Source organism: Salinivibrio sp. ML198, from assembly GCF_001996015.1.
GTDB lineage: Bacteria > Pseudomonadota > Gammaproteobacteria > Enterobacterales > Vibrionaceae > Salinivibrio > Salinivibrio siamensis.
On the sequence record NZ_MUEZ01000082.1, the window covers coordinates 1 to 283 of the forward strand.

The 283-nt window shown below is 42.0% G+C and carries 1 rRNA gene; it reads right to left on the minus strand.

What is annotated here, in order from left to right:
- Nucleotides 1-92, minus strand: a 16S ribosomal RNA gene (locus BZG25_RS15830); the annotation flags it as partial.
- Nucleotides 93-283: the final 191 nt, after the last annotated feature.

A 283-nucleotide genomic window follows, 5' to 3' on the forward strand; every position in this document is an offset into this window, starting at 1 on the left:
CCGAAGCTTCAATACTGCCGTTTCCGCTCGACTTGCATGTGTTAGGCCTGCCGCCAGCGTTCAATCTGAGCCATGATCAAACTCTTCAATTTAAGTTTTTTCGAAACCGAAGTTTCAGCTCAATGAATACTGATTACTGTTTCTCTCCGAAGAGAAAAACGAATTGACTGTGCCGAACAACTGTAAAAGTTGTCGTTTGGTCACTCAGTTCATCGAATAAATCTTTTTGTCTATTCTCAACGAGTGCCCACACAGATTGCATAGGTCAAATTGTTAAAGAGCG